This is a genomic window from Pseudomonas sp. R9.37 (assembly GCF_963878885.1).
GTDB lineage: Bacteria > Pseudomonadota > Gammaproteobacteria > Pseudomonadales > Pseudomonadaceae > Aquipseudomonas.
On sequence record NZ_CAWNZA010000022.1, the window covers coordinates 289,966 to 308,499 of the forward strand.

The window sequence follows — 18,534 nt, forward strand, 5'->3', positions numbered from 1 at the left end:
TTAACGCTCCGTCAGTCCAAACTGCGTCAGGCAAAATGTCGGAATGCCCATGTCTTGCAGGCGTTGCGAGCCGCCCAGTTCCGGCAGGTCGATAATCGCCGCCGCTTCGAAAATCCTCGCGCCCATGCGCCGCACCAGGTTGGCCGCCGCGATCAGGGTGCCGCCGGTGGCGATCAGGTCATCGAACATCAGCACCGAGTCGCCTTCGCACAGGCTGTCTGCGTGCACTTCAAGAAAAGCTTCGCCGTACTCGGTCTGATAACCCTCGGCCAGCACGTCCGCCGGCAGCTTGCCCTGTTTGCGGAACAGAATCAGCGGTTTGTTCAGTTGGTAGGCGATGATCGAACCGATCAGAAAGCCCCGCGCATCCATCGCACCGATGTGGGTGAAATCGGCCTCGACATAACGCTGGGCAAAGCTGTCGGCAACCAGGCGCAGGGCACGGGGCGATTGGAACAGCGGGGTGATGTCACGAAAGATAACCCCAGGCTTGGGGAAGTCGATGACAGGGCGGATCAGGGATTTGATGTCGAACGAATCGAAGGTCATCGTCGAAGAGTCCTGGGAGCGGAAAACGGACTCGAAGTATACCTGCGGCCTCGCCGATTGGCGCGGCCGCAAGCGGCTGGATCAACCTTCCAGGGAGCCGCCGGCCAGCGCGCACAGCTGGATCGGGTCGAGGATATGCACTTCCTTGCCTTCAGCGGCAATCAGCTCGTTTTGCTGGAAGCGCGTGAACACGCGGGACACGGTTTCCACCGCCAGGCCCAGGTAGTTGCCGATTTCATTGCGCGACATGCTCAGGCGGAACTGATTGGCCGAGAACCCACGGGCACGGAAACGCGCCGACAGGTTGACCAGGAACGTGGCAATCCGCTCGTCGGCGGTTTTCTTCGACAGCAACAGCATCATCTGCTGGTCGTCGCGAATCTCGCGGCTCATCACACGCATCAATTGGCGACGCAGCTGCGGCAATTGCAGGGCCAGTTCATCCAGGCGTTCGAAGGGGATTTCGCACACCGATGTGGTCTCCAGCGCCTGGGCCGACACCGGGTGAATCTCGGTGTCCATGCCGGACAACCCGACCAGTTCGCTGGGCAGGTGGAAGCCGGTGATCTGCTCTTCGCCGCTGTCGCTGAGGCTGAATGTCTTCAGCGCGCCTGAACGTACTGCATAAACGGAATCGAATTTGTCGCCTTGGCGAAACAGAAACTCGCCCTTTTTCAGCGGGCGGCCGCGTTTAACGATTTCGTCCAGCGCTTCCATGTCTTCCAGATTCAACGAAAGTGGCAGGCAGAGGGGGGCCAGGCTGCAATCCTTGCAGTGAGCCTGGCTGTGAGCGCGCAGTTTGACTGGCTCGGACATTTCTTAAATCCTTGTGGGAAAACACACATAAGACGTAAGGGTAACGCACCGAGGGTGGATCAGGCCAGCGTGTACAAAAAAGCGGCACGTGGATAAAGGTTTTTGTATCGATGCCGATACACAGGTGAATCCCTATGAGCTGGAGCTCAGGTCATGTCGGTAATCCCTTTCAATAACCCTGTCATTGCTACGAAAGCCCCTCAGGTGCTGACGGCCGCTGATGCGCTTGCGGGCAAAAAGGTCGATGACAAACCTGCGCCGCCACCCACGCCCGGTGAAGGTGTGGTGGTCACGATATCCGGGGCAGGGATGGAGGCTTCTCAAGCCGGTAGCAACCCCAACAAGGACATCGACGACAGCAACCTGAAAGACAACATCAAACAGCTGCTGAAAATGATCCGCGAACTCAGGAAGCAGCTTGCCGAGAAGATGGCTCAGCTTTCAGCAGCCATGAATGATACGGCCCTGAGCCCGGAGGCACGCCAGGCGAAAGTCGCCGGTTTGCAGGGGGATATTGCTTCAATTCAGTCCGGGTTGATGACCGCTCAGGGGCAACTGGCCAAGTCGCTGAAAGATGAATCGCCTGAGGCTCAAATGGAAGCAATGACGCTGCTGTCGAAATAATTCAGGCCTAGATGACCCGCGAGAATCGTTGCCTGTTCTGGTGCTCCAGGTAGGCGTCGAACACCATGCACACCGAGCGCACCAGCAAGCGCCCGGCGGGCAATACGCGAATGCCCTGAGCATCAAGCTCGATCAGGCCATCGGCGGCCATCGTCTGCAGCTGCGGCCATAGCTCGTCGAAATAGCCGCGAAAATCGATGTTGAAGGCCTGTTCGATCTGCTCGAATTTCAGGCTGAAGGTGCAGATCAACTGCTGAATCACCTCGCGCCGCAACCGATCATCCGTGGTGCACACCAAGCCACGGCTGGTAGCCAGTTGCGCACCGGCCAGGGCGTTCTGGTAGTGATTGAGGTCACTGCTGTTCTGGCAGTACAGGTCGCCGATCTGGCTGATCGCCGATACGCCCAGCCCGATCAGGTCGCAATGCCCATGGGTGGTGTAGCCCTGAAAGTTACGCTGCAACGTCCCTTCTTCCTGGGCGACGGCCAGTTCGTCATCCGGCAGGGCGAAGTGGTCCATGCCGATGTAGCGATAGCCCGCGCGGGTCAACTGTTCGATGGTGGTTTGCAGCATCAGCAGTTTTTCCGCCGGGGAGGGCAGCTCGTCAGTGTTGATCCGCCGTTGCGGCATGAAACGCTCCGGCAAATGCGCGTAGTTGAACACCGACAGGCGATCCGGTTGCAGGCTGATCACTTCCTCCACGGTACGCGCGAAGTTGATCGGCGTTTGCTTGGGCAGCCCGTAGATCAGGTCGATATTGATCGAGCGAAATTGCAGGGTGCGCGCCGCATCGATCACGGCGCGGGTTTCTTCCAGGCTCTGCAGGCGATTGACCGCACGCTGCACCTCGGGGTCGAGGTCTTGCAGGCCGATGCTCACACGGTTGAAACCCAGTTCACGCAGCAGGCCCATGGTCGCCCAGTCGGCTTCACGCGGGTCGATTTCAATGCCGTAGTCGCCAGAATCATCGTCGAGCACATTGAAGTGCTGGCGCAGGCGTGCCATGACCTGGCGCAGTTCGTCGTGGCTCAGAAACGTTGGTGTGCCGCCGCCAAAGTGCAACTGCTCGACCGGCTGTTTCGGGTCGAGGTGGCAGGCCACCAGCTGGATTTCCTGCTCCAGGCGTTGCAGGTAAGCCTGGGCGCGGCCACGGTCCTTGGTGATGACCTTGTTGCAGGCGCAGTAGTAGCAAATGTTCGCGCAGAACGGCACATGCACATACAGCGACAAGGGGCGCACGGCCTTGCGGCTGTCGCGCAGGGCGTGGAGCAGGTCGAAAGTGCCGACCTGGCTGTCGAATTGTACGGCGGTGGGGTAGGACGTGTAGCGCGGCCCCGCCAAGTCGTAACGGTGAATCAGATCTGTGTCCCAACGAATGGCGTCGAGCATGCGGGCGGTCCCCCGGATTGGCTAGTGGGCCGAGTCTAGGGGCGCGCCGGGCAGGGCATGTTGATTTGCATCAACGGGGAGCGGCGCTATGCCACATGGCGATTTAATGGCCCATTAGCCAATGCTGATGCGGACCGGGCAAGGTCCACAGGCCGAATAGAATCACCAGCAGGCCTCCAGCGACACGCACACTGCGTTTGCGCAGCACGGCGGTGACGCGTTCAGCGGCCAGCCCGGTCGCCAGCAACACCGGCCAGGTGCCGAGCCCGAACGCCAGCATCAGCAACGCGCTGTCCGCCGCATTGCCCTGGCTTGCCGCCCACAGCAGCGTGCTGTAGACCAAGCCGCACGGCAGCCAGCCCCACAGCGCGCCCAACAGCAACGCGCGCGGCAGGCTGGACACCGGCAGCAAACGGTTGGCGACGGGCTGTAGGTAGCGCCACAGGCCGCGACCGAGGCTTTCGATGCGCGTAAGGCCGCTCCACCAACCGGCCAGGTACAGGCCCATGCTGATCAGCAACAAGCCTGCCAGCACACGCATGAACATCGCCGCCGGGCTGTTGGCCACCGCCCAGCCGGCCAGGCCGATCAATAAGCCGGCGGCGGCATAGCTGAGGATGCGCCCCAGGTTGTACGCCAGCAGCAGGCGAAAGCGCCGGCTGCGTTGCGCTGTGGGGATCGCCAGCGTCAGTGCGCCCATCAACCCGCCGCACATGCCCAGGCAATGGCCGCCGCCGAGCAGGCCAAGGATGAGCGCGGAGACCAGCAGCGGCGCCAGTTCAAGCATGGGGCGGGTCTTTGGGCGGTTGCTCGGGCCCGTTGGCTTCGTCGACGGCCGCCAGGTGGTTTGGGTCCTGGTCATCGAACAGCACGCTGTGGGCCGGGCCGTCGAGGTCGTCGTACTGGCCGCTGTCCACCGCCCAGAAGAAGATGTAGATAGCGACGCCGACTAACAGCAGCGCCGCTGGAATCATCACGTATAGAGCTGGCATCTGCACTCCATGCCCACGCGGCTCAAGCCGGCAGCGGGCGGGTTACTAAGGGGGCACTGGCAGTCGGCGCGCTCGGCAGGCGAGTCAGGCGCAAGGCGTTGAGCACCACAGTCAACGAGCTGAGGGACATGCCGATCGCCGCCCAGATCGGCGTGATCCAGCCGAGCGCGGCAAACGGCAGCATAAGGCCATTGTACAGCCCGGCCCACAGCAGGTTTTCGAGGATTACCCGACGGGTGCGCCGCGCGAGGGTAAAGGCCTGCACCAACGCGTCGAGTCGATTGGACAACAGCACGGCATCGGCGCTGGTTTTTGCCAGGTCCGTGGCCGAGCCCATTGCCACACTGATATCGGCTGCAGCGAGCACCGGCACATCGTTGACGCCATCGCCGAGCATCAGCACCTTGCGGCCTTCCTTGTGCAACTGTTGCAGCATCTGCAGTTTGTCGTCGGGGCGCAGGCCGCCATGGGCTTCGTCGATGCCCAGTTCGCAGGCAACGCTTGCCACCATCGGCGAGCTGTCACCTGACAGCAGCAACGTGCGCCAGCCGCGCGCTTTGCATGCCGCCAACAGGGCTGGCGCGTCGCTGCGCAGACGGTCATCCAGCACGAACCAGGCGAGCGCGCCGTCACGATCGCCCAGCAGCAGCCACTGGCCCGCGTCGTCCGGCGAGGCGGGAGTCGGGCAGCCGCTCAAGTCGCAGACAAACCCCGGTTGGCCGATACGCAGTTGGCGCTCACCCACACGGCCTTCCAGGCCCAGGCCGGGGAAACTCAGGACTTCTTCGGCGGCCAGCGGCGCACGGCCAAAAGCCCGTGCAATCGGGTGTTCGGAGCGGTTTTCCAGGGCTGCGGCGAGGCTCAGGCAATCATCGCTGTTCAGCACGCTCAAAGGGTGGGTCGCACGCAACGCCAGGCGGCCTTCGGTCAGGGTGCCGGTCTTGTCGAAAATCACCGTGTCGATCTGGTTCAGGCCTTCCAGCACATGCCCGCGGGTCAGTAACAGCCCGAGTTTATGCAGCGTACCCGTGGCGGCGGTGAGGGCGGTTGGCGTGGCCAAAGAGAGCGCGCACGGGCAGGTCGCCACCAGCATCGCCAATACAATCCAGAACGCCCGCGAGGGATCCAATTCCCACCACAGCAGGCCGATCAACGCCGCGGCGATCAGCGAGCACAGCAGAAACCATTGCGCGGCACGGTCGGCGATTTGTGCCAGGCGCGGTTTCTCGGCCTGGGCGCGCTCCAGCAGGCGCACGATGGCGGACAGGCGCGTGTCATGGCCCAGGGCGCGGACCTCAACGCTCAGCACACCTTCGACGTTGAGTGTGCCGGCAGTCACCACATCGCCCACGTGGCGTGGCTGCGGCAGGTATTCGCCGGTGAGCAGGGCTTCATCGATGCTTGACTGGCCGTCGAGGATGACGCCGTCTGCCGGCAGCACCGCGCCGGGGTGTACCAGCACGCGGTCACCCACGGCCAATTCGCTGAGCAGAATGCGTTCGCTCTGGCCGTCAGCTTTCAGGCGCAGGCACGAGGCGGGCAACAGGTTGACCAGTTGAGCGGTGGCGGCGGCCGTACGTTCCCGCGCTCGGCGCTCCAGGTAGCGGCCGGCCAGCAGGAACAGCGCGAACATGCCCACCGCGTCGAAATACAGCTCGCCGACGCCGGTGATGGCGGTCCAAATGCCAGCCAGATACGCGCCGCCTATCGCCAGGGACACCGACACGTCCATCGTCAGGTGGCGCGTGCGCAGGTCGCGCAGCGCACCTTTGAAGAAGGGCGCGCAGCTGTAGAACACGATGGGCGTGGTCAGAAACATCGCCACCCAGCGCAGGATCACGTGCAGCTCCGGGCTCAGGTCGATATTGAATTCGGGCCAAGTGGCCATGGTCGCCATCATCGCCTGGAACCACAGCAACCCCGCGACCCCCAATTGGCGCAAGGCCAGACGGTTTTCGCCGGCCAACTGCTCGGCGGCGCGGTCAGCCTGATAAGGGTGGGCGGCGTAGCCGATATGGCGCAGCTCGCTGAGCAGCTGGCTCAGCGGCAATTGCGCGTCGGCCCAGCGCACGTGCAGGCGGTGGTTGGACAGGTTCAGCCGAGCCTCGGCCACCGCGGGCAGGCTGCGCAGGTGTTTTTCGATCAGCCAGCCACAGGCCGCGCAGCTGATGCCTTCCATCAACAAGGTGGTTTCGGCGAGGTCACCGTCATGGCGCACAAAGGGTTTTTGCACGTCGGCGCGGTCGTACAGGGCCAACTCGTCCACCAGTTGCACCGGCAGCGCTTCGGGGTTGGCCGAGGCTTCGCTGCGGTGCTGGTAATAGCTTTCCAGCCCGCCGGCCACAATGGCTTCGGCCACCGCCTGGCAGCCCGGGCAGCACAGTTCGCGGCGCTCGCCGAGGATCACGGCGGTGAACCGGCTGCCGGACGGGACGGGCAGGGCGCAGTGGTAGCAGGGGGTTGGGGTGCTCATGGGTTTAGATCTTAGTCGGCTGAGAGGGCCTCATCGCGGGCAAGCCCGGCCCCCACAAGGAATCGCGATCCAGTGGGGGAGCGGGCTTGCCCGCGATGCGCGAAGCGCAGGCTTATTACTTCTTCAGGTCTTCAGCGCCCTGCAACGGCTCATCACCGAGCAGCAAGTCCTTGTCGTGGCTGACCTGTTCCTCTTCGAACAGGCGCCAGGTCCTGTCGCCCTCGACACCGAGCAATTCCACAAAGCGCCGGCCTTCGACCTTGTCGGTGACCTGGCCAATGTAGCGGCCCGGCTCACTGTCGCTGCGGGCCAGATTGATCTTGCGATCCTTCTCCGGCTGGGTCGGAGAAATCAGGTTCAGCTCCAGCGTGGTCGGGTTGCTGTTGCCGGTCAGGTGCAGGTCGACTTCACCGGTCAGTTCGTCCAGGTGCACCGCGGCGCGCAGTTGCAGGGTCTGGGCCAGCAGTTCGCGGTCCAGGGAGCGGTTGATGCCTTTGCCGGCCTCGTAGTAGTTGTCGTTGACCAGGTTGTCCGGGTTCTTCACCGCAATGGTCACCATGGACAAGGTCAAGGTCACCGAACAGGTCAGGATCCCAATGATGATCCACGGCCAGAGGTGCTTGTACCAAGGGCTTGCGGCAGTAGCTGCGGGCATTGTCGTGCTCTCTAGTTAACGAACTTGTGGGCCGATGAATCGGCTCTTGGCTTCAATGTGGACGCTGTCGTCATCGGCATCCTTGAGGATGAAGGTCACCTCGTTGGTGCTCGACGGCAGTTGCTCTGGTGCGCTGGACAGCTCGACCGGCAGGCTGAGGATTTCCCCGGCCGCCACTTTGATCTCGCGTCGACCCTGCAGCTTGAGGTCCGGCAGGCCCGAAGCGTCGAGCACGTAGGTGTGGTCGCGCTGGTCCTTGTTCATGATCTTCAGGCTGTAGACGTTTTCGATGCGGCCTTCGGCGTTTTCACGGAACAGCACACGGTCTTTGCTGACGTCGAAACCGACCAGCGAGCGCATGAAAAATGCCCCGACCAACAGGCTGATCATTGCCAGCAATACCAGCGCGTAACCGATCAGGCGCGGGCGCAATTTATGGGTTTTCTGCCCCGACAGGTTGTGCTCGGTGGTGTAGCTGATCAGGCCGCGCGGGTACTCCATTTTGTCCATGATGTTGTCGCAGGCGTCGATACACGCAGCGCAGCCGATGCACTCGATTTGCAGGCCGTCGCGGATGTCGATGCCGGTGGGGCACACCTGCACGCACATCGTGCAATCGATGCAGTCGCCCAGGCCCTGGGCCTTGTAGTCGGTGCCTTTTTTGCGCGGGCCACGCACTTCGCCACGGCGTGGATCGTAGGAAACGATCAGGGTGTCTTTGTCGAACATCACGCTTTGAAAGCGCGCGTACGGGCACATGTAGATGCACACCTGTTCGCGCAGCCAGCCGGCATTGCCATAGGTGGCCAGGGTGAAAAAGCCGACCCAGAAATACGACCAGCCATCGGCCTGGCCGGTAAAGAAGTCGAACACCAGTTCGCGGATCGGCGAGAAATAGCCAACGAACGTCATGCCGGTGACAAAGCCGATCAACAGCCACAGCGTGTGCTTGCTGAATTTGCGCAGGAACTTGTTGGCGCCCATCGGCGCTTTGTCGAGCTTGATGCGCTGGTTGCGGTCGCCTTCGGTGACCTTTTCACACCACATGAAGATCCAGGTCCACACGCTTTGCGGGCAGGTATAGCCACACCACACACGACCGGCGTACACGGTGATAAAGAACAGGCCAAAGGCGGCCACGATCAGAATGCCCGACAGCAGAATGAAATCCTGGGGCCAGAAAGTCGCGCCAAAAATGAAGAATTTACGCTCCGGCAAGTTCCACCAAACCGCCTGGTGCCCGCCCCAGTTCAGCCACACGGTGCCGAAGTACAGCAGGAACAAACCAGCGCCGCCGAGCATGCGCAAGTTGCGGAACAAGCCGGTGAAGGCGCGGGTGTAGATTTTCTCTCGCGACGCATACAGGTCGACGGACTGACTGGCGTTTTTGGCAGGCGGGGTAACGTCATGTACCGGTATTTGGTTGCTCATCATTGCATCCCACGGCGGTGGAGATTTGCCTCGGCCAGTACGTGCCAACCGGGGTCAAAAATAGGCTCTTGCAGTGGCGTAATGATACGCCTGCGGCAGTGCTGCACGGGTGCGACCTTTGGTCGCGTTGGGGGAAATCAATTGATGGTGTAAGTGATCTGGATCAATTGACTTGTGAAGTATGGTCGGTTTTGGCTGTGTTGCAGATTTGCAGGCAGTGCAGTGCGCTCCAAATGTGGGAGGGGGCTTGCCCCCGATTGCGGCATGTCAGTTGATACAACTGTCACTCAACCACCGCTATCGGGGGCAAGCCCCTCGTACCATTTGCTTGTGTGTCTTACTGCTCTTCAGCCGGCTTGTCGCCATGGGACAGGCTGTAAACATAGGCTGCCAGCAAGTGCACCTTGTCGTTGCCTTGCAGCAACTCCTGCGCTGGCATCTGGCCTTGACGGCCATAACGAATGGTCTGCTGCAGCTGCGCGAAGCTCGAACCGTAGATGAATGCACCCGGGTGCGTCAGGTCCGGCGCGCCCATCGCCGGCGTGCCTTTACCGGCAGGACCGTGGCAGGCCACGCAGTTGGCGGCGAAGAGTTTCGCGCCGTTGGCCACATCGGCCTTCGCGCCTTCCGGCAGTTTGCGACCGTCGAGGTTGGTCACCACAAAACCCGCCACGTCAGCCACGCCTTGCTCGCCAATGACTTCGGCCCACGCTGGCATCACCGCGTGGCGGCCTTTCATGATGGTTTCCTTGATGGTCGCCGGCTCGCCGCCCCAGCGCCAATCGGCGTCGGTCAGGTTGGGAAACCCGTAGGCGCCCTTGGCATCGGAGCCGTGGCACACCGAGCAGTTGGAGGCGAACAGGCGGCCGCCCATCTTCAAGGCTTGCGGGTCCTTGGCAACGTCTTCAATCGGCATCGCGGCGAATTTGGCGAAGATCGGGCCGAACTTGGCGTCCGACCTGGCCATTTCCTTTTCCCATTCGTGCACGCCGGTCCAGCCGGTCTGGCCGTTGGCGAAAGGGGTTTGCTTGTCGTTGTCGAGGTAGTTGTAGCCCGGCAGCAGGCCTTTCCAATTGCCAAGGCCGGGGTACAACGCCAGGTAGCCGAGGGCGAAGATGATGGTGCCGACAAACAGCATGAACCACCACTTGGGCAGCGGGTTGTCGTATTCCTCGATGCCATCGAACGAGTGGCCGACAGTCTCGTCCGTCTGCTCGGTGCGCTGGCCCTTGCGGGTCGACAGCAGCAGCCAGGTCAGGGCGAAGATGGTACCCAGACTGAGGACTGTGACGTACAGACTCCAGAACGTAGTCATTCTTTGTTACTCCTAGACGCTTGCTCGACGTGCTTGATGGCTTCGGGATCATCCGCAAAAGGCAACATGGTTGCGTCGTCAAACTCCGACTTGCGGCGGGGGCTGAACACCCACAACGCCAGGCCGATAAAGGCCACCATCACCACAACGGTGCCCAGGCCACGAATCATCCCGATATCCATGCAGATCACCGTTTGCTTTTGATGATGGTGCCAAGGCCTTGCAGGTAGGCCACCAGTGCGTCCATTTCGGTCTTGCCCTTCACGGCTGCGGCTGCACCGGCGATGTCTTCATCGGTGTAGGGCACGCCCAGGGTGCGCAAGACTTCCATCTTCTTCGCGGTGTCCTTGCCGTCGAGCTTGTTTTCCACGAGGAACGGGTAGGCCGGCATTTTCGACTCCGGTACCACGTTGCGCGGGTTATACAAGTGCGCGCGGTGCCAGTCGTCCGAGTAACGTGCGCCGACGCGGGCCAGGTCCGGGCCGGTGCGCTTGGAGCCCCACAGGAACGGGTGGTCCCACACGCTTTCACCGGCCACCGAGTAGTGGCCGTAGCGTTCGGTTTCGGCGCGGAACGGGCGGATCATCTGCGAGTGGCAGCCCACGCAACCGTTGGCGATGTAGACGTCGCGACCTTCCAGTTCAAGCGCGGTGCGCGGCTTCATGCCTTCGACCGGCTTGTTGGTCACGTCCTGGAAAAACAGCGGAACGATCTGGGTCAGGCCGCCGATACTCACGGCGATGACCATGAAGAAGGCCAGCAGGCCGATATTCTTCTCGACTACTTCATGCTTCATCAGTGAGCTCCCACAACGGCGATCTTGGCGGCGGCTTCAGCCTCTACAGGGTCGGAGGCACGCACGGTGCGCCAGACGTTGTAGGCCATCAACAGCATGCCGCTGGCAAAGAACGCACCGCCCAGGGCGCGGACGATGTAGCCCGGATGGCTGGCTTGCAGCGCTTCGACGAAGGAGTAGGTGAGCGTGCCGTCATCGTTGATCGCACGCCACATCAGGCCCTGGGTGATGCCGTTGACCCACATCGAGGCGATGTAGAGCACGGTGCCGATGGTGGCCAGCCAGAAGTGCGCGTTGATCAGCCCGACGCTGTGCATCTGCGCACGGCCGAACAGTTTGGGGATCATGTGGTACAGCGCGCCGATGGAGATCATCGCCACCCAGCCCAACGCGCCGGCGTGGACGTGGCCGATGGTCCAGTCGGTGTAGTGGGACAGCGAGTTGACGGTCTTGATCGCCATCATCGGCCCCTCGAAGGTCGACATGCCGTAGAACGCCAGCGACACCACCAAAAAGCGCAGGATCGGGTCGGTGCGCAATTTATGCCAGGCGCCCGAGAGCGTCATCATGCCGTTGATCATGCCGCCCCAGCTGGGGGCCAGCAGGATGATCGACATCGCCATGCCCAGCGACTGCGCCCAGTCCGGCAGCGCGGTGTAGTGCAGGTGGTGCGGGCCGGCCCAGATGTACAGGGTGATCAGCGCCCAGAAGTGCACGATGGACAGGCGGTACGAGTAGATCGGACGCTCGGCCTGTTTGGGCACGAAGTAATACATCATCCCCAGGAAGCCGGTGGTGAGGAAGAAGCCCACGGCATTGTGGCCGTACCACCACTGGATCATCGCGTCCGTCGCCCCGGCGTAGGCCGAATAGGACTTGAACCAGCTCACCGGCAAGGACGCGTGGTTGACGATGTGCAGCATCGCCGTGACCAGAATGAAGGCACCGTAGAACCAGTTACCCACATAAATGTGCTTGGTCTTGCGCTTGACGATGGTGCCGAAGAACACCACGGCGTAGGTCACCCAGACGATGGCCAGCAAAATGGCAATGGGCCATTCCAGCTCGGCGTATTCCTTGGTGGTGGTGTAGCCCAGCGGCAGGGTGATGATGGCGCCGAGGATCACGGCTTGCCAGCCCCAAAAGGTGAAGGCGGCGAGGCCGTCGGAGATCAGTCGCGTCTGGCAGGTTCGCTGCACGACATAGTAGGAGGTGGCAAACAATGCACATCCGCCGAAGGCGAAAATCACCAGGTTGGTGTGCAGCGGGCGCAGGCGGCCAAAGGTCGTCCATGGCAAACCGAAATTCAATTCCGGCCAAACCAGTTGCGAGGCGATGAACACCCCGAGCCCCATGCCAAGGATCCCCCAGACCACCGTCATGATGGCGAACTGGCGGACTACCTTATAGTTATAAGCAGTCGGACTGATTGCTGTGCTCATTCTAAGGTTCCACGGTTTAGGTTTTTTTATAGTTGAAATCGGCCGCAAGTATGGACAAACCGAGGGGCCATTGCAACGCAATGGCTGACCTGTATCAATGCGTTCCGGGCCAGATTCTGCGCCCTTTCCATGTTTGGCGTAAGGACAAAATCAGAAATCGAAAGCTGATCGAGTGGACAGGAATTTTTTCAGGTCGCAACGGCAGTCGCCTGATACGCCAAAACCGGTCACTGTTGGGCAAGCGTAGACCCGAATGGCAGCAGGGGAAAGTTGGGGTGGGGAGGGGTGCGACACTTGGTCGCTTAGAGACACAGGGCTGCCGCCCCGGGTTGGGGCGGCAGTCTGCGGTTACTCGGCTGGGCTTTCTGGCGTTGCGCCATCAGCGTTATGGGACAAGCTGTACACATAGGCCGCGAGCAGGTGCACTTTGTCATTGCCTTGCAGCACGTCCTGCGCGGGCATCTGGCCTTGGCGGCCGTGGCGGATGGTCTGCTGCAGCTGCGCCAGGCTGGTGCCGTAAATGAAGCCGGCAGGCTCGGTCAGGTTCGGCGCGCCCATGGCTTCCACGCCGTGGCCTTGCGGACCGTGGCAGGCGACACAGGTGGTGCTGAACGCCGCTTGCCCGGCGGCGAGGTCGGCGGTGCTGTTTGCCGGCAAGGGCAGCCCGGCCAGGTCGTGGCGCACATAGGCGGCGACGTTCTTCACACCGTCTTCGCCCAGCACTTCACCCCAGGCCGGCATCGCCGCGTGGCGACCATTCATGATCGTCGCTTTGATCGCCTCCGCCGAGCCGCCCCAGCGCCAGAGGTTGTCCGCCAGGTTGGGGAAGCCATACGCGCCCTTGGCATCCGAGCCGTGGCACACCGCGCAGTTGGAAGCGAACAGGCGGCCGCCCATTTTCAGTGCCTGTGGGTCCTTGGCGACTTCTTCCACCGGCATGGCCGCGAATTTGGCGAAGATCGGCCCGAACCTGGCGTCGGCCTTGGCCATTTCCTTGTCCCATTCCTTGGTCTGGGTCCAGCCGCCTTCATAGCCCGGCAGCACGCCTTTCCAGTTACCCAGGCCTGGGTAGAGGATCAGGTAACCGACCGCAAACACCAGGGTGCCGGCGAACAGCATGAACCACCACTGCGGCAGCGGGTTGTCGTATTCCTCGATGCCGTCGAAGGCGTGGCCCATGGTCTGGTCGACGCTGCCCTTGGTTTCGCCCTTGCGGGTGCCGATCAATAGCCAGGTCAGGCCGATCAGGCTGCCGAGGGTCAATACGCAGATCCATGTACTCCAGAAGGTCGTCATGGGCGAGTGCTCCTTGTTGCAGGCTCTTCTTGAGCGTCGGATGGAGTAGGTTCATCGGCAAATGGCAGCAGGCGGGCCTGCTCGAATTCCGCGTTGCGCCGGTTGTTGAACACCCACAGCGACAGGCCGATAAAAGCGATGGCGACCACCAGCGTGCCAAGGCCGCGGATGGTGCCCGCGTCAAATTCAAATCCCATGGCTCACCTCTTGCTCTTGATGGCAGTGCCGAGCACTTGCAGGTACGCAATCAGCGCGTCCATCTCGGTCTTGCCCTTGAGGCTGGCAACGGCGCCACTGATGTCGTCGTCGGTATAGGGCACGCCGAGGGTGCGCATCACGTTCAACTTGGTTTCGGTGTGGCTGCTGTCGACCGGTGCCGTGACCAGCCATGGGTAGGCCGGCATTTTTGACTCCGGCACCACGTTGCGCGGGTTGTACAGGTGCGCGCGGTGCCAGTCGTCCGAGTAGCGCGCGCCGACGCGGGCCAGGTCCGGACCGGTGCGCTTGGAGCCCCACAGGAACGGGTGGTCCCACACGCTTTCGCCTGCCACCGAGTAGTGGCCGTAGCGTTCGGTTTCGGCACGGAACGGGCGGATCATCTGCGAGTGGCACTGCACGCAGCCTTCGCGGATGTAGATGTCGCGGCCTTCCAATTGCAGCGCGGTGTAGGGCTTCATGCCTTCGACCGGCTTGTTGGTCACGTCCTGGAAGAACAGCGGGACGATCTGGGTCAGGCCGCCGATGCTCACGGCCAGCACCATCAGCAGCATCAGCAGGCCGACGTTCTTTTCAATCGTTTCGTGTTTCATCACGGACTCCTCAGGCCATTTGCGCGGCGGTGGCGGGTTCGGCGGCTTGCAGCGATGGCGCCGAGCGCACGGTGCGCCACGTGTTGTAAGCCATCAGGAACATGCCGCTGAGGAACACTGCACCGCCCACCAGTCGCACGATGTAGCCAGGGTGGCTGGCCACCAGGGTTTCGACGAAGGAGTAGGTCAAGGTGCCGTCTTCGTTGACCGCACGCCACATCAGGCCCTGGGCGATGCCGTTGACCCACATCGAGGCGATGTAGAGCACGGTGCCGATGGTGGCCAGCCAGAAGTGCGCATTGATCAGGCCGAGGCTGTACATCTGCTCGCGGCCAAACACTTTGGGGATCATGTGGTACAGCGCGCCGATGGAAATCATCGCCACCCAGCCCAGTGCGCCGGCGTGTACGTGGCCGATGGTCCAGTCGGTGTAGTGGGAGAGGGCGTTGACCGTCTTGATGGCCATCATCGGCCCTTCGAAGGTCGACATGCCGTAGAACGCCAGCGACACCACCAAAAAGCGCAGGATCGGGTCGCTGCGCAACTTATGCCAGGCGCCCGACAGCGTCATCATGCCGTTGATCATGCCGCCCCAGCTCGGGGCCAGCAGTACCAGCGACATCACCATGCCCAGTGACTGTGCCCAATCCGGCAACGCGGTGTAGTGCAAGTGGTGCGGGCCGGCCCAGATGTACAGGGTGATCAGCGCCCAGAAGTGCACGATGGACAGGCGATAGGAATACACCGGACGTTCGGCTTGCTTGGGCACGAAGTAATACATCATCCCGAGGAAACCGGCGGTGAGGAAAAAGCCTACCGCGTTATGCCCATACCACCACTGCACCATGGCATCCGTCGCACCGCCGTAGAGGGAGTAGGACTTGGTCAGGCTGACCGGGATTTCCAGGTTGTTGACGATGTGCAGAATGGCCACGGTGATGATGAACGCACCGAAGAACCAGTTGCCGACATAGATGTGCTTGGTGTTGCGCTTCATGATCGTGCCGAAGAACACGATGGCGTAGGCCACCCAGACGATGGTGATCAGAATGTCGATTGGCCATTCCAGCTCGGCGTATTCCTTGGAGCTGGTGTAGCCCAGCGGCAAGCTGATCGCGGCCAATAGAATGACGAGCTGCCAGCCCCAGAAGCAGAACGCGGCGATTTTCGGCGCGAACAGCTGTGTCTGGCAGGTGCGCTGCACCGAGTAAAACGAGCTGGCGAACAGCGCGCAGCCGCCGAAGGCAAAGATTACCGCGTTGGTGTGCAGCGGGCGCAAGCGGCCGAAGCTGGTCCAGGGCAAATCGAAGTTGAGTGCAGGCCAAACCAATTGAGCGGCGAGAAAAACCCCGAGCCCCATGCCGACGATGCCCCACACCACCGTCATAATGGTGAATTGGCGGACCACCTTGTAGTTATAGGCGGTACTTAAAGTAGTGTTCATGGTTCCCCATCCACGGTTCAACCCAAGCCAATGCGGCACTTGGGCTGGAGTTATAGGCAGACTAAAAAGCGAGGCAAGCATGGGCAAAGAGCACAAGGCCAGTATTGACGGGGATCAATGGGCGCAGTGTGTGCGCGAGCGCGGCTGGTTGTGGGATGCGGCAACGGGTACCAGCGCGCGTGCGCCGGTGACGCTGATCCTGGCCCACGGTGCCGGTGCGCCCATGGACTCGGGGTTTATGAACGACGTGGCTGCCCGCCTTGCCGGGCACGGCGTGAACGTATTGCGCTTTGAATTCCCCTACATGGCCCAGCGCCGCCTGGACGGCGGCAAACGTCCGCCGAATCCGGCGCCGAAACTATTGCAAGCCTGGCGCGAGGTGTATGCCGAGGTGCGACGCCATGTCGCTGGCCCACTGGCCGTTGGCGGCAAGTCCATGGGCGGGCGAATGGCCAGTTTGCTGGCGGATGAATTGGGTGCAGACGGGTTGGTGTGCCTGGGTTATCCGTTTTACGCGGTGGGCAAACCGGAGAAACCCCGCACTGAGCATCTGGCCGGTCTGAAGACGCCGACGTTGATTGTGCAGGGCGAGCGCGATGCGCTGGGCAATCGGGCGGCGGTGGAGGGGTATGCGTTGTCGCCGAGCATCGAAGTGATGTGGCTGGTGGCGGGGGATCATGATTTGAAGCCGTTGAAGGCTTCGGGGTTTAGTCATGAACAGCATTTGGGGGCTGCGGCGCTGAAGGTTTCAAGCTTTCTTGCCGGCCTTTAGGGCCCCATCGCCGGCAAGCCAGCTCCCACATTTGAATGTATTCACAAATAGAAATATGTGAACCCCATCCAATGTGGGAGCGGGCTTGCTCGCGAAAGCGATTTAACGGTTAAAACGCTCCACCAGCGAATACTGGGTATTTGCGGTATGCGTCAGCTCTTCACTCAACTGCGCCGAGTTCATCGCCTGCTCCGAGGTCTGGTCCGCCAACAGCGCAATCGTGCTGATATTGCGGCTGATCTCTTCAGCCACGGCGCTTTGCTCTTCGGTGGCGGCGGCAATCTGCGTGGTCATGTCGGTGATGTTGGCCACCGCTTCACTGATGCCCACCAGCGCCTGATCCGCCTCCATCACGCGTGCCACGCCTTCTTCGGCCTGGCGATGCCCGGCGTCCATGGTTTGCACGGCGGCGGCGGCGGTCTGCTGCAGTTTGGCGATCAGGGCATGGATCTGCCCGGTGGACTCGGCGGTACGCTGCGCCAGTTGACGGACTTCGTCAGCCACCACTGCAAAGCCACGGCCCATTTCGCCGGCACGGGCGGCTTCGATGGCGGCGTTCAATGCCAGCAGGTTGGTCTGGTCGGCGATGCCTTTGATCACGTCCACCACGCCGCCGATCTCATCACTGTCCTTGGCCAGCTGGGTGACGGTTACACCGGTTTCACCCACGGCGACCGACAGGCGCTGGATCGCTTCGCGGGTTTCCCCGGCGATGTCGCGACCGCGACCGGTCAGGCGATTGGCTTCCTGGGTAGCGTCCGCCGTGCGCTGTACGTGGCTGGCCACCTCCTGGGTCGTTGCTGCCATCTGGTTGACGGCGGTGGCGACCTGCTCGGTTTCCACGCGCTGGCGTTCCAGGCCGCTGGAGCTGTTGTGCGCCAGGGTGTTGGACTGCGCTGCCTGATCGTTGAGGTGCTCGGCCGTATCCTGCAAGCGAGTAAGGCACGTCTTCAGACGCGCCTCCTGGCTGAGAATCGACATCTCCAGCCGCGCTTGTGCGCCACGGCTGTCGGTGTACATCTGCGCGATCAGCGGGTCGGACGTGGTCTGCTCCGCCAGGCGCAGCAGACGCTTGAGGCCGCGTTGCTGCCAGCTCAGGCCCAGCAGGCCCAGCGGCACCGACAGCCCCGCCGCCAGGGCAAAGCCCCAGTGGGAGTTGAGCGACGCACCGATCATGAAGCTGAGCTGGCTGACCAGAATAAAGGGCAGCCAGTCTTGCAGCACCGGCAGCCATTTGTCGCGCTGAGGCACGGCCGACTTGCCCTGGTTGATGCGTTGGTAGAGCGCTTCGGCCCGGCGAATCTGCTCGGCGGTGGGCTTGATGCGCACCGATTCGTAGCCGATCACCTGGTTGCCATCGAAGACCGGCGTTACATAGGCGTTAACCCAGTAATGATCGCCGGTCTTGCAGCGGTTCTTGACGATGCCCATCCATGGCAAGCCTTGTTTGAGCGTGGACCACATGTGCGCGAACACGGCCGACGGCACATCCGGGTGACGCACCAGGTTGTGCGGGGCACGGATCAACTCGTCACGGGTGAACCCACTGATTTCGACAAAGGCGTCGTTGCAGTAGGTGATCACACCTTTGGCATCTGTGGTGGAGATCAACCGTTGCTGAGCGGGGAAGGTACGTTCGCGCTGGGTAACGGGTTGGTTATTACGCATGATTGTTCAATCCGCAAGGCTTTGATGGGTTGTCGGCCGTTGCAGGCATTTATTTAACTTAT

General features: G+C 61.9%; 19 protein-coding genes. 2 read left to right on the forward strand and 17 right to left on the reverse strand.

Annotated features, from left to right (window positions below; genetic code table 11):
* The gene (locus AACU78_RS13560) at window positions 1-549 is read right to left on the reverse strand and encodes an adenine phosphoribosyltransferase (RefSeq protein ID WP_106576339.1); all 549 of its coding nucleotides are present in this window, start codon (window positions 547-549) and stop codon (window positions 1-3) included.
* An 81-nt stretch (window positions 550-630) separates the two neighbouring features.
* Window positions 631-1,365: a fumarate/nitrate reduction transcriptional regulator Fnr gene (gene fnr / locus AACU78_RS13565; RefSeq protein WP_106576340.1), complete on the reverse strand. Its 735-nt coding sequence runs from the start codon at window positions 1,363-1,365 to the stop codon at window positions 631-633.
* A 153-nt stretch (window positions 1,366-1,518) separates the two neighbouring features.
* On the opposite strand from fnr, the gene AACU78_RS13570 reads away from it, so the two are divergent.
* The gene (locus AACU78_RS13570) at window positions 1,519-1,989 is read left to right on the forward strand and encodes a hypothetical protein (protein WP_106576341.1); all 471 of its coding nucleotides are present in this window, start codon (window positions 1,519-1,521) and stop codon (window positions 1,987-1,989) included.
* A 7-nt stretch (window positions 1,990-1,996) separates the two neighbouring features.
* Here AACU78_RS13570 and hemN read toward each other — a convergent pair whose 3' ends face one another.
* The 14 genes from hemN to ccoN (AACU78_RS13640) all read right to left on the reverse strand — a co-directional run bounded on the left by hemN (window position 1,997) and on the right by ccoN (AACU78_RS13640) (window position 16,032).
* Window positions 1,997-3,379, reverse strand: a complete 1,383-nt coding sequence (gene hemN, locus AACU78_RS13575; RefSeq protein ID WP_106576342.1) for an oxygen-independent coproporphyrinogen III oxidase — start codon at window positions 3,377-3,379, stop codon at window positions 1,997-1,999.
* 103 nt (window positions 3,380-3,482) lie between these two features.
* Window positions 3,483-4,166: a sulfite exporter TauE/SafE family protein gene (locus tag AACU78_RS13580; RefSeq protein ID WP_106576343.1), complete on the reverse strand. Its 684-nt coding sequence runs from the start codon at window positions 4,164-4,166 to the stop codon at window positions 3,483-3,485.
* Window positions 4,159-4,371, reverse strand: a complete 213-nt coding sequence (gene ccoS, locus AACU78_RS13585; protein WP_017735332.1) for a cbb3-type cytochrome oxidase assembly protein CcoS — start codon at window positions 4,369-4,371, stop codon at window positions 4,159-4,161. The genes AACU78_RS13580 and ccoS overlap by 8 nt, the downstream gene beginning before the upstream one ends.
* Before the next feature lie 22 nt (window positions 4,372-4,393).
* Window positions 4,394-6,844 (reverse strand): heavy metal translocating P-type ATPase, encoded by a 2,451-nt coding sequence (locus tag AACU78_RS13590; RefSeq protein WP_106576344.1) that lies wholly within the window; start codon window positions 6,842-6,844, stop codon window positions 4,394-4,396.
* A 115-nt stretch (window positions 6,845-6,959) separates the two neighbouring features.
* On the reverse strand, window positions 6,960-7,499 hold the full coding sequence (locus AACU78_RS13595; protein ID WP_106576345.1) for a FixH family protein: 540 nt from the start codon (window positions 7,497-7,499) through the stop codon (window positions 6,960-6,962).
* Window positions 7,500-7,514: 15 nt separating this feature from the next.
* Window positions 7,515-8,930: a cytochrome c oxidase accessory protein CcoG gene (gene ccoG, locus AACU78_RS13600; RefSeq protein ID WP_106576346.1), complete on the reverse strand. Its 1,416-nt coding sequence runs from the start codon at window positions 8,928-8,930 to the stop codon at window positions 7,515-7,517.
* A gap of 337 nt (window positions 8,931-9,267) precedes the next feature.
* On the reverse strand, window positions 9,268-10,245 hold the full coding sequence (gene ccoP, locus AACU78_RS13605; protein ID WP_106576347.1) for a cytochrome-c oxidase, cbb3-type subunit III: 978 nt from the start codon (window positions 10,243-10,245) through the stop codon (window positions 9,268-9,270).
* Window positions 10,242-10,427, reverse strand: a complete 186-nt coding sequence (locus tag AACU78_RS13610; protein ID WP_003193169.1) for a CcoQ/FixQ family Cbb3-type cytochrome c oxidase assembly chaperone — start codon at window positions 10,425-10,427, stop codon at window positions 10,242-10,244. Before AACU78_RS13610 ends, ccoP (AACU78_RS13605) begins: the two co-directional genes overlap by 4 nt.
* Window positions 10,428-10,432: 5 nt before the next feature.
* On the reverse strand, window positions 10,433-11,041 hold the full coding sequence (gene ccoO / locus AACU78_RS13615; RefSeq protein WP_078738505.1) for a cytochrome-c oxidase, cbb3-type subunit II: 609 nt from the start codon (window positions 11,039-11,041) through the stop codon (window positions 10,433-10,435).
* Complete coding sequence (gene ccoN / locus AACU78_RS13620; protein ID WP_106576348.1) at window positions 11,041-12,483, reverse strand: cytochrome-c oxidase, cbb3-type subunit I; 1,443 nt, start codon at window positions 12,481-12,483, stop codon at window positions 11,041-11,043. Before ccoN (AACU78_RS13620) ends, ccoO (AACU78_RS13615) begins: the two co-directional genes overlap by 1 nt.
* 348 nt (window positions 12,484-12,831) lie before the next feature.
* Window positions 12,832-13,779 (reverse strand): cytochrome-c oxidase, cbb3-type subunit III, encoded by a 948-nt coding sequence (ccoP, locus tag AACU78_RS13625; protein WP_106576349.1) that lies wholly within the window; start codon window positions 13,777-13,779, stop codon window positions 12,832-12,834.
* The gene (locus tag AACU78_RS13630) at window positions 13,776-13,976 is read right to left on the reverse strand and encodes a cbb3-type cytochrome oxidase subunit 3 (protein WP_106576350.1); all 201 of its coding nucleotides are present in this window, start codon (window positions 13,974-13,976) and stop codon (window positions 13,776-13,778) included. The genes ccoP (AACU78_RS13625) and AACU78_RS13630 overlap by 4 nt, the downstream gene beginning before the upstream one ends.
* Window positions 13,977-13,979: 3 nt before the next feature.
* A complete protein-coding gene (ccoO, locus tag AACU78_RS13635) occupies window positions 13,980-14,588 on the reverse strand; it encodes a cytochrome-c oxidase, cbb3-type subunit II (RefSeq protein ID WP_106576351.1) in 609 nt (202 codons plus the stop codon).
* 10 nt (window positions 14,589-14,598) lie between these two features.
* The gene (ccoN, locus tag AACU78_RS13640) at window positions 14,599-16,032 is read right to left on the reverse strand and encodes a cytochrome-c oxidase, cbb3-type subunit I (RefSeq protein ID WP_106576352.1); all 1,434 of its coding nucleotides are present in this window, start codon (window positions 16,030-16,032) and stop codon (window positions 14,599-14,601) included.
* Window positions 16,033-16,111: 79 nt separating this feature from the next.
* Here ccoN (AACU78_RS13640) and AACU78_RS13645 point away from each other — a divergent pair, with 79 nt between their 5' ends.
* A complete protein-coding gene (locus tag AACU78_RS13645) occupies window positions 16,112-16,804 on the forward strand; it encodes an alpha/beta family hydrolase (RefSeq protein ID WP_106576353.1) in 693 nt (230 codons plus the stop codon).
* A gap of 102 nt (window positions 16,805-16,906) precedes the next feature.
* Here AACU78_RS13645 and AACU78_RS13650 read toward each other — a convergent pair whose 3' ends face one another.
* On the reverse strand, window positions 16,907-18,472 hold the full coding sequence (locus AACU78_RS13650; protein ID WP_106576354.1) for a methyl-accepting chemotaxis protein: 1,566 nt from the start codon (window positions 18,470-18,472) through the stop codon (window positions 16,907-16,909).
* Window positions 18,473-18,534: the final 62 nt, after the last annotated feature.